This is a genomic window from uncultured Aliivibrio sp. (genome assembly GCF_946479765.1).
GTDB lineage: Bacteria > Pseudomonadota > Gammaproteobacteria > Enterobacterales > Vibrionaceae > Aliivibrio.
The window spans coordinates 1-10,099 of sequence record NZ_CAMLHO010000070.1 but is presented as its reverse complement, the minus strand read 5'-3'; the positions used below and the strand labels follow the sequence as shown (position 1 = coordinate 10,099).

8 protein-coding genes are annotated in these 10,099 nt (G+C 38.0%); 5 read left to right on the top strand and 3 right to left on the bottom strand.

All coding sequences use genetic code 11. The features are described 5' to 3' along the window. Positions 1-484: 484 nt before the first annotated feature. A complete protein-coding gene (locus tag Q1K78_RS15975; protein ID WP_300181129.1) occupies positions 485-2,224 on the bottom strand; it encodes a bifunctional UDP-sugar hydrolase/5'-nucleotidase in 1,740 nt (579 codons plus the stop codon). A gap of 200 nt (positions 2,225-2,424) precedes the next feature. Here Q1K78_RS15975 and Q1K78_RS15970 point away from each other — a divergent pair, with 200 nt between their 5' ends. Then, complete coding sequence (locus Q1K78_RS15970) at positions 2,425-4,059, top strand: ATP-dependent endonuclease (protein WP_300181126.1); 1,635 nt, start codon at positions 2,425-2,427, stop codon at positions 4,057-4,059. A 68-nt stretch (positions 4,060-4,127) separates the two neighbouring features. On the opposite strand, the gene aroG is transcribed toward Q1K78_RS15970, so the two are convergent. Beyond that, positions 4,128-5,180 carry a 3-deoxy-7-phosphoheptulonate synthase AroG gene (gene aroG, locus Q1K78_RS15965; RefSeq protein WP_300181123.1) on the bottom strand — a complete coding sequence of 351 codons (1,053 nt, stop codon included), beginning with the start codon at positions 5,178-5,180 and terminating at the stop codon, positions 4,128-4,130. A 256-nt stretch (positions 5,181-5,436) separates the two neighbouring features. Between aroG and Q1K78_RS15960 the strand changes: the two genes are divergently transcribed. Genes Q1K78_RS15960 through Q1K78_RS15945 form a run of 4 tightly spaced genes read left to right on the top strand, consistent with a single transcriptional unit; the run spans position 5,437 to position 8,682 of the window. Further along, a complete protein-coding gene (locus Q1K78_RS15960; RefSeq protein ID WP_300181132.1) occupies positions 5,437-6,177 on the top strand; it encodes an amino acid ABC transporter ATP-binding protein in 741 nt (246 codons plus the stop codon). A gap of 4 nt (positions 6,178-6,181) precedes the next feature. Beyond that, positions 6,182-6,976, top strand: a complete 795-nt coding sequence (locus Q1K78_RS15955; protein ID WP_300181120.1) for an amino acid ABC transporter permease — start codon at positions 6,182-6,184, stop codon at positions 6,974-6,976. A 15-nt stretch (positions 6,977-6,991) separates the two neighbouring features. After that, on the top strand, positions 6,992-7,801 hold the full coding sequence (locus tag Q1K78_RS15950) for a transporter substrate-binding domain-containing protein (protein WP_300181117.1): 810 nt from the start codon (positions 6,992-6,994) through the stop codon (positions 7,799-7,801). A 5-nt stretch (positions 7,802-7,806) separates the two neighbouring features. Next, entirely contained in the window at positions 7,807-8,682 is an 876-nt protein-coding gene (locus Q1K78_RS15945) for an amino acid ABC transporter permease (RefSeq protein WP_300181114.1), read from the top strand. A 145-nt stretch (positions 8,683-8,827) separates the two neighbouring features. On the opposite strand, the gene Q1K78_RS15940 is transcribed toward Q1K78_RS15945, so the two are convergent. After that, on the bottom strand, positions 8,828-10,099 hold a 1,272-nt coding region (locus tag Q1K78_RS15940), incomplete at its 5' end, for a methyl-accepting chemotaxis protein (RefSeq protein ID WP_300181111.1).

Below are 10,099 nucleotides of genomic sequence, written 5' to 3'. Positions count from 1 at the left end.
CTAAATTAACTGCTCAAAAAATGACTTTTTCTATAAACTAACATTAGTTTTTCTTATGTAAACGTTACATTAAAAAATAATCACATAGAATGCATTAAAATTAAAAATTTGCCATATATGATGCATATTTACGCAGAAACATACCTTTAACATAATATTTTTCTTTAATTTATTTTCTAATTAGACTACAAAACACATCATTTCTATTAGTTTATCTTAATAAAAAAGGCCTCCTATTAATAGAAAGCCTTCTTATCTAGCAATACAATTAATTAAATGCTCTATTTACTGAGTAAACACGAACACCTCACTAACCACATTGTTTTTGTTATCCTGTAAATTGGACAAAATAGGCAATAATTGCCCAAGCAGCAAACCAACTCACCACTAAAAGCTTATCAGACCAATCTATACCCATAAAAATACCTATTAACTCAGTTATAATTAACTCATCTCACAAAAATAAAAGCAAAACTTATGCCACTTAAATTATAGCTTGTTCATTTCTGCGATATTTATTCAAACATTCTGTTGGTTTACCTAAATTTGGATAATGAGTTAAATAATCAATAAAGCAGTCAGCCATAGAAAATGGTGTTGTTATACACTCGACTTCTTTATTGAGTAGTGGTGCATAGCCTTCTTTACCCTTAATAGTATAAGCTGTTGATGTACCATAATATATTTGATCATCAACAATTAAAGACCAGCCTCGATCTTTATGATAAATACTAAATTCAGTAATGCGCTGCCCACTTGGCTTACTCGCTTCATAACAATAACGAATTTGAGAAACATAAGGAAAACTGCCAGAGCCACTTCCAACAACACCATTGTCAGTCGCATTATCAATAGCGCCTTCAATTGCCGCTTTGAGGTACTTTCCTTTAAGGCTATAAATGACAATAGGGATCGCAAAGGGCAATACCTTTCCGGCAATATCCGCATAAGTTATCTCTCCCTGATTAAGCCCAGCCCTTACTCCACCTGCGTTGTGCATAGCAAATTGAACTCGATTATCAACTTGATGTGCTTTTGAGTAAAATGCCTCAACAACCCAAGGAGCAACATCACTTTGACCTTTCTCATCTGGGATACGACGATGAGATAAATCTTCAGTACAATAACCAATCACTTGTTGTGATAATCGCTCAACTTCCTTTCTGTATTTAGCGATTAATAAGGCTTCAATTTTAGGATCTTTATCACAAAAAACGGCATGATCAAATGCTTCTATTTGATACCTAATTGTGGACAATACCCCGGCCTCTACAGCTTGAGTACACGCTTTATCTTTATAGGCGTAATTGTCTAAAAGTAATAGGTTTCGACCATTAAAACTCGCCAATTTCCCTTCGCTTGAATACTCTAAATCACAGTAACCAAGAGCGAGGGCGTGGCAGCCAGCTTGAACAATATGAGTACCATTTACTTTCTCCCCATATTCGGCGCGCTCTTCCAAGCCAATACTGGTAAAGTCGCCTTGTAAAACATGACTATGTCCACCAATAATCAAGTCAATTCCAGAGACTGAATTTGCTAACTGTTTATCGCCTTCATAACCTAAATGGCTGACAATAATTACATTATGTATACCTTGTTCTGCAAGATAATTGACGGTGTTTTTTGCAACATCTATAGCATTCATAAAAGGAGTGTCCGGATCTGGACTTGCTAAGATCTCCATTTGGTCAATTGTTAAACCAAATACTGCGATCTCTACATCTGCTACTTTCTTAATCATATAATTAGCGATATGATCGTTTACATTAAAATCTAAGATCCGCTCTTGATACTTTAATCGGTGCCCTTTATTTTGATCTTCTTCACTTAAATTCCAATTTCCCATCAAGATAGGAAAATGAGTATTCGCAATAAACTCACTCACAAGTTCATTACCTAGGTCAAACTCATGATTGCCTAACACCATGCCATCAAGAGGAAGTTGATTCAGTAAATCAGCGTTAGCTTTTCCTTTATAAAGAGAAAAATAGAGCGTGCCTTGAAAACAGTCTCCGGCATGAAATAGAGCGGTATTACCACCCTCTGCTCGTATTTCCTCACTCAGAAATGACACTTGATGTGATAATCGTGAAAATCCACCACACTTACTATAAAATTTCTCAATGCTTTCACCACGTAAAGCTATCACTGATTCATCAAAATAGGAGTGAGTATCATTAATATGCATGATTCTTAATACGTTGCTCTTTTGATATTTCATTGATCTTATTTTCCTTTCTAGAACGTATTTTAATCCAACGAGAAACAAATAAAAGTATCTGTATACAAGCTCTTAGTGAGTCGCACGCTAGAGTTTATCTAATATATAACCAGTATCATCTATAAATGTGACTGCCATAGTGCTTTAGTCAATTCAGTTGCTATATAGTTATTATAATCAATATCTAATGAGGAAGTATTATGCTCTTAGAACGAATTGAAGTGTCAGGATTTAGAGGCATCAAACGCTTATCTCTTTCTTTTGAACAATTAACCACCTTAATTGGTGAGAATACATGGGGTAAGTCTACATTACTCGATGCTTTATCAATTGCCCTGCCTGTTTCTGGCGAGCTTCACCAGTTTACCTTGCAAGACTTCCACCAAGATCATTCTATCTCTTATACTCAAGATCAACATATTCAAATTATCATTAGTTGGAAAACAACTGAACACAATGAACATAAAGCCGGTCGTTATAGAAAGCTATCTAGTTTATGGCAATCCGATCCTAATGACCATGCTCAACGAATTTATTACCGCATCAGTGCCACGAATAACGATGGCAAAATTTCATCGTCTCACTCGTTTCTCGATTGTGATGGCAACGTGCTTCGCTATCATAAAATTGAATATTTAGTTACAGAGTTAATCCGGCTTCACCCTGTTATTCGTATTCGAGATTCTCGTCGCTTAAACCAAGATGAAATAATGACATCATTACCTAATGATAGGATCGAAAGACGGATCAATAATACGTGTCGTCGCCTAATGACAGCCCCTGGACAGGTGAATCGCGGGGAAATAAAAAGTGCATTACTGTCAATGCAATCCTTAGTTGAACACTATTTTGCATTTAAAGGTCACAAAAGAAGCCTCCCACATAAGATCCACGATAACCTTTTTTTGGGTCAAAAAACAGAAGGGGTTTCACTCACTCAATTCATCAATCAAAGTAAAAATAAACAGACTAAACTTCTTTTGCTTGGGTTACTCAATACCTATTTAAGAGCAAAAGGGCCAAATACTCTGAAAAAATCAGCAAGACCTTTAATGATAATAGAAGATCCAGAAGGCCGATTACATCCGACTCAATTAATCCAAGCTTGGTCTTTACTCAATCATATTCCAATGCAAAAGATTTTAACCACAAACAGCAGTGAAATGCTCAGTGCTGTTCCTTTGTGCTCAATACGTCGATTAGTGAGAGAATCTGATTCTACTTCCAGCTATTCAATTTCACCAACGAGTCTGTCACGGGACGATTTACGTCGAATTACCTTTCACATTCGCTTTCAACGATCAAACGCTTTATTTGCACGTTGTTGGTTATTGGTTGAGGGAGAAACTGAAGTATGGTTATTTAATGAAATGGCTCGGATCCTTGGGTATAATTTAGCGGCAGAAGGAATACAAATCATTGAATTTGCACAATCTGGTTTAAAATCATTAATAAAAATAGCGAAGGCACTTCATATTGAGTGGCATGTTGTGACTGATGGTGATGCGGCGGGTAAAAAATACGCCTTTGCTGTAAAAAGCCAATTAGATAATGAGCATGAGCGTCATAGATTAACCGAATTACCTCATAAAGATATTGAGCATTATCTTTATCATAATGGCTTTGAGGATTTATTCAGAGAGTTAGCCAATATTTCAGCAGATCAACCAGTACCACCGAAAAAAATCATTATCAAAACATTAAAGAAATTTGCAAAACCAGACTTGGCACTAGCGATAGTTCAGCACAGTGAAGAGTTAGGGCCCGACAGTATTCCACTTCTACTTCGTTGGACACTAAAACGAACTGTTACGATGGCGAAGGGGCAAGGATAATCATTCTAACATTGGTAAAAAACGCCAGTCACTTTAAGCCACTGGCGTTTATTTTTAGTTTAAAGGTATTACTTAGCTCGGCGCGCGCTTACTGCATCCGCTAATTGGCGAAGTACGGTTTCAGTATCATCCCAACCAATACATGCGTCCGTGATAGACTGACCGTAAGTTTCCACTTTGCCGTTCACAAGATCTTGACGACCTTCAACTAGATGGCTTTCAATCATCACACCAAACACAGCATCTTCACCACCCGCGATTTGACCACATACATCATCAGAAACAATCATCTGGCGTTTAAAGTCTTTTGAGCTATTTGCGTGACTGAAATCGATCATTACTTTTTCTGGTAATCCAGAAGCAGCAAGTTGCTCTTTCACTGGCTTAACATGTTCAGCACTGTAGTTTGGCTCTTTTCCACCACGAAGAATGATATGACAATCCGGGTTACCTGCCGTTTCAATGATCGCAGAATGACCATATTTAGTTACAGATAAGAAATGGTGAGAAGAGCCCGCAGAGCGAATCGCATCGGTAGCTATCTTAATATTGCCATCCGTACCGTTCTTAAATCCTACAGGACAAGATAGACCTGAAGATAATTCACGGTGAACTTGAGATTCAGTCGTACGTGCACCAATCGCACCCCAACTGATTAAATCACCCATGTATTGTGGAGTGATCATATCTAAGAATTCACCCGCTGTTGGCAGTCCCATATCCGTCAGGTCAAGAAGCAATTTACGGCCCATACGAAGACCATCATTTAACTTAAATGAGTCATCCATATATGGGTCATTAATCAAGCCTTTCCAACCAACGGTAGTACGTGGTTTTTCAAAGTACACACGCATAACAACTTCTAGACGATCACCCAACTCATTACGTAATGTATTCAGTTTAGCGCCGTACTCTAACGCCGCCTCGGTGTCGTGAATTGAACATGGACCGATAATAACAAGCAGACGATCATCGTCACCTTGTAAAATATTATGGATAGCTTGACGAGATTGAAATACAGTTTTTGCTGCAATCTCAGTCGCTGGAAATTTCTCTAAAACAGCCACTGGCGGTAATAGTTCTTTTACTTTGTTAATTCTTACATCATCAGTTTGATACATTGTTATGCTTCCATTTATTTATGCAGCTTATACTCTATATTCTGCATCTTTATTCTCCATACTGTTAACGTAACGTGTCTTCTTCTGTTGTGCAATGGTTAATTTCATATAAATATAAGCCTCAACCTTGATTTGACCTTAACCGTACATAAGTATCAATTTCGCTTGAAAAACAACCAAGTATTAAAGAATCACTTTCCTAGTCTAATGAATATGTTACAGTGAGTTTAGTAACTAAGTGCTAGGATGAGTTGTGATTAATAATACAAAAAGACCCAATATCATTAGTTTTGAATCTGTTGATAAATACTATGGTCAATTTCACGCATTAAAGAACATTACCCTTTCTATCTCAGAAGGTGAAAAAGTGGTTATTTGTGGTCCATCAGGCTCTGGTAAATCGACCTTAATCCGCTGCATCAATGCGTTAGAATCAATTCAAAGCGGTATTCTTACTCTCTTTAATCAACCTCTCTCTTCTAAACAGTTAATGAAAGGCCAGGTGGGCATGGTTTTTCAGCATTTCAATTTATTTCCGCACTTAACGGTATTAGAAAACCTAACGCTTGCGCCAATCAAAACCTTAAAACTATCAAAACAAGAAGCAACACAACGAGCCTTAACTTACTTAAAGCGAGTCAACATCGCAGAACAAGCGAATAAGTACCCTTCTCAGCTTTCTGGTGGACAACAGCAACGTGTCGCTATTGCTCGTTCACTCTGTATGGAGCCTCAAGTTTTACTCTTTGATGAGCCCACTTCTGCCCTTGACCCTGAAATGATCAGTGAAGTATTAGATGTAATGTCAGATCTTGCTAAAGATGGGATGACAATGGTGTGCGTTACTCATGAAATGGGCTTTGCAAAAAAAGTGGCCGATAGAGTGGTCTTTATGGATGAAGGTGAAATTATTGAGATCGCAGAGCCGCACGCATTTTTTAATAATCCACAACATCAACGTACTCAACATTTTTTAAATCAAATTTTAAGCTATTAATATTATGCGCCGTTTGATAACTATTTTATCTCCTATTTTTTCAGCCCTATTACAAATGTCTTTGTTGGGCTTGGCACTTTATTGGATATTGGACAGTGGTGCGCAGGCCATGAACTATCAATGGCAATGGGATCGTGTTTCTGATTATCTGTTTTTCTATGAGGATGGCGAGTGGTTCCCTGCCGAGCTCATCGAAGGGTTATTAGTCACACTCAATATCTCAGCGATTAGTGCTATTGCTACACTCTTTATTGCACTGGTTACTGCTTTATTACGCTTATCTGATTCTATCATCGGACGAAGTCTCGCTACCTTCTATATTGAAGTGATAAGAAACACTCCTCTATTAGTACAAATCTACTTATTGTATTTTGTCTTTGGTCCTTTTCTAGGATTAGAGAGAACGCCTACCGCAATTCTTGCTCTTGCATTATTTCAAGGGGCATATACCGCTGAGATCTTACGTTCCGGTTTAGTTAATTTACCCAAAGGTCAGTTAGAAGCGTGTAAAACCTTAGGCTTATCATCATTCAATAGTTATCGCTACGTGGTATTGCCGCAAGTGATCAGAAGTACACTGCCTTCTTTGACTAACGAATTAGTTTCTTTAGTGAAAAACTCTTCTATAGTCAGTGTGATGGCTATTTTTGATTTAACCACTGAGGGGCGAAATATCGTCTCAGATACTGCGATGCCATTTGAAATTTGGTTCAGTGTCGCAGCTATCTACTTAATTATCACATTAACACTTTCTGGGCTATCTGCTTGGTTAGAACATCGCATGCATAATGCACATTAAGGGAGAAACATACGCATGAAGCAATTATTACTGTCATTTCTTAGCCTGAGTCTACTGTTTAGTAGCTCAGTATTTTCAGCTACCTCATCTGATAGCACACCAAACGTCGATAAAATTAAAGACCGAGGCACACTTAAAGTGGGTTTAAGCACTTTTGTACCTTGGGCAATGAGAAATAAACAAGGTGAGCTTATTGGCTTTGAAGTCGATGTTGCTAAACAATTAGCCAAAGATTCTGGCTTAAAAATTGAATTTATTCCAACGGCTTGGGATGGCATTATTCCTTCTCTTATTTCAGGAAAATTTGATGTTATCATCGGCGGTTTAACGATTACTGATGAACGTTCTAAAAGTGTTTTATTCACTATTCCTTATTCTCATTCTGGCGTTCAAGTTGCCGCTAATAAGAAGATGACTGAAGGCTTTACTCGTGAGCAATTTAATTCTCGCCGTGTAAAATTTGCCGCTCGCCGTGGCTCCATTACTGTAGCTGCTATTAAAGAGCACTTTCCAAAAGCAAAAGTTCTTCAGTTTGATGATGATGCACAAGCATTCCAAGAAGTATTAAATGGCAATGCCCATGCGGTTGCAGCTTCAACACCGAAACCTGAGTTCGATACCATAAAATACTCTGATATCTTATATTTACCGTTTGAAGAACGCCTATCTCAAGGCAACGAAGCTTTTGCAGTTCGTCTTGGTGAAGAAGATAAAAAAGCCTACTTTGATGAATGGATTAAAGCTCGTACTGAAGATGGCTGGCTAAAAGAGCGTTATGACTACTGGTTTACTAGCCTAGATTGGCAATCACAAACAGCGAACTAAGCACTATGCAGCAAAGAGTTTCTTTGAAATTAAATCGATTAGATTGGATATTACTGGCTATTATCGCCAGTTTTATCTTTTGGTTATATGTAAAAGAGAGCGGAAGTCTTGCCTATCATTGGCAATGGTCTCGTGCTCTCGATCTGCTATTCACTCTTAAAGTAGATGGCTCACTGCCTTATTTTTTCGATGGGGTATTTTCAACATTACGGCTAACGTTTTGGGGAATGCTCTTTGCTCTCGTGTTTGGTGTTCTACTTGGTTTAGGTCGTCGCTCACCACTCACGATAATTAGATCCATCTCAAATAGCTATATTCAGCTTATTCGTAATATTCCGCCATTAGTGTTTATTTTTATCTTTTACTTTTTCATTGCTAATCAACTCGTTCCCCTATTTGGTCTTGAGTCATTGCTTCGAGATCACAATGGCGATATTAATGCCGTGCAATCTTTTCTATTTGGTTCTGCCAATTTATGGGAAAACTTAATTGCAGGGGTACTTTGTATCGGTATGATCTCTGCAGCTTATATCGGTGAAGTGGTTCGTTCTGGTTTAGACGCAATTCCACAAGGACAACATGAAGCAGCGAGAAGCTTGGGGTTATCAACTTGGGATCGCTACCGTTACATTATTGCTCCTCAGGTATTTAAAGTGATTATTCCGTCTTTAGCTGGGCAATGTATTTCTTTAGTCAAGGATTCATCTATTATCTCTTTGATATCAATACAAGAACTTACCTTTGTAGGTACAGAGATTGCGAACTCAAGCGGAATGATATTTGAAATTTGGATTATTGTGGCCCTTTGCTATTTTATCCTTTGCTTTGGTTTATCTCGCCTTTTTGCGTATTGGGAAAGAGATAAAGTAGTAAGCCAATAATTTATACCTATTCATGTAAATAGTTGAACACTCATAATACGACAGACATAAAAAAGCTCAGGGTTATTCCTGAGCTTTTTATTATCTGAATCTTTATTCTGAATAATGTATCAGTTTTATTGATACTGAAATTAGTAATTATAAATTACACTGTAAACTTATTCATGATCCTTTCTTGATCCTCAACAAGATCGACCTGCTTATTAATCGCAACGCCTGCACCTTGCGCCATTTCATGCACCTGTATCGACAAATCTTTAATATTAACCGTTTTACCATTTATCTCTTCAGCTACATGGCTTTGTTCTTCAGCCGCTGAAGCGATATGGATATTCATGTCATTGATTTGCTGTATCGTCTCTCGAATTTGAGAAAGTGCATCGGTAGTTTGCTGCGCTTTGGTTACCGTTGATTCAGCACGCTGTTGGCTGCTTGACATTGCAGATGATACACGTGATGCCCCTGATTGCAGTTGCTCGATCATCGTTGCGATTTCAGTGGTTGATTCCTGAGTACGCTGCGCTAATGTTCTGACTTCATCAGCAACAACCGCAAAGCCTCGTCCTGCTTCTCCTGCGCGTGCTGACTCTATCGCTGCATTCAACGCCAATAAGTTAGTTTGATCTGCAATATCATTAATCACACGCAATATTGTTCCTATTCCATCCGTTGCTTTCTCTAACGATTCAACTTCAGTAACGGCTTGGTCTATATTATTCGATAATTCAGTGATTTCATTCGTTGATTGAGTAACTACTATCATGCCATTTTCAGTCGCATTATCCGCTTGTTTTGCATATTCAGCGGCTTGTTGAACATTATTTGCTACATCCACAGAAGTCGCGGCCATTTCATTCATTGCGGTTGCTAGCTGTTCTAATTCCATCATTTGAGTATTCATCGCATTAGCGGAACCTTGAGCACCCGATGAGATCTCTTGTGTGCCATTTAATAATTGATGACTTAATGCTTTTGTCTCTGTTACTTGATTTTGTAAGTTTTCAATAAACTGGTTAAAACCACGCGCTAATGGAGCAAACTCTGGGTCTATTTTAGTATCTAAACGCTGAGTTAAATCGGCTTCGCCCGAAGCAACATTATTAATTGCTTCGTTTAATACTTGAACAGGACGAATTAAGCGAGAAAGTAGCATCAACATAATGCTAATCGCAATAACAACTGCAATCAGAGAATACAAGATAGAGGTAGTTCGTAATTCATTAATGTGCTCAAAAATCTTAGCCTCATCAACAACAACGCCAACTGACCACGTTTGTCCCTCTATTGACGTAAAGTCGATATTATATGTTGTCCCATCTAACTCTACCGATTGCATTCCTGAGCGCAATGGGATGTTTGGTAAAAACTCATTAAATGATTTTCCATTGTACTGACTCTCAGGATGAGCGATTACTGT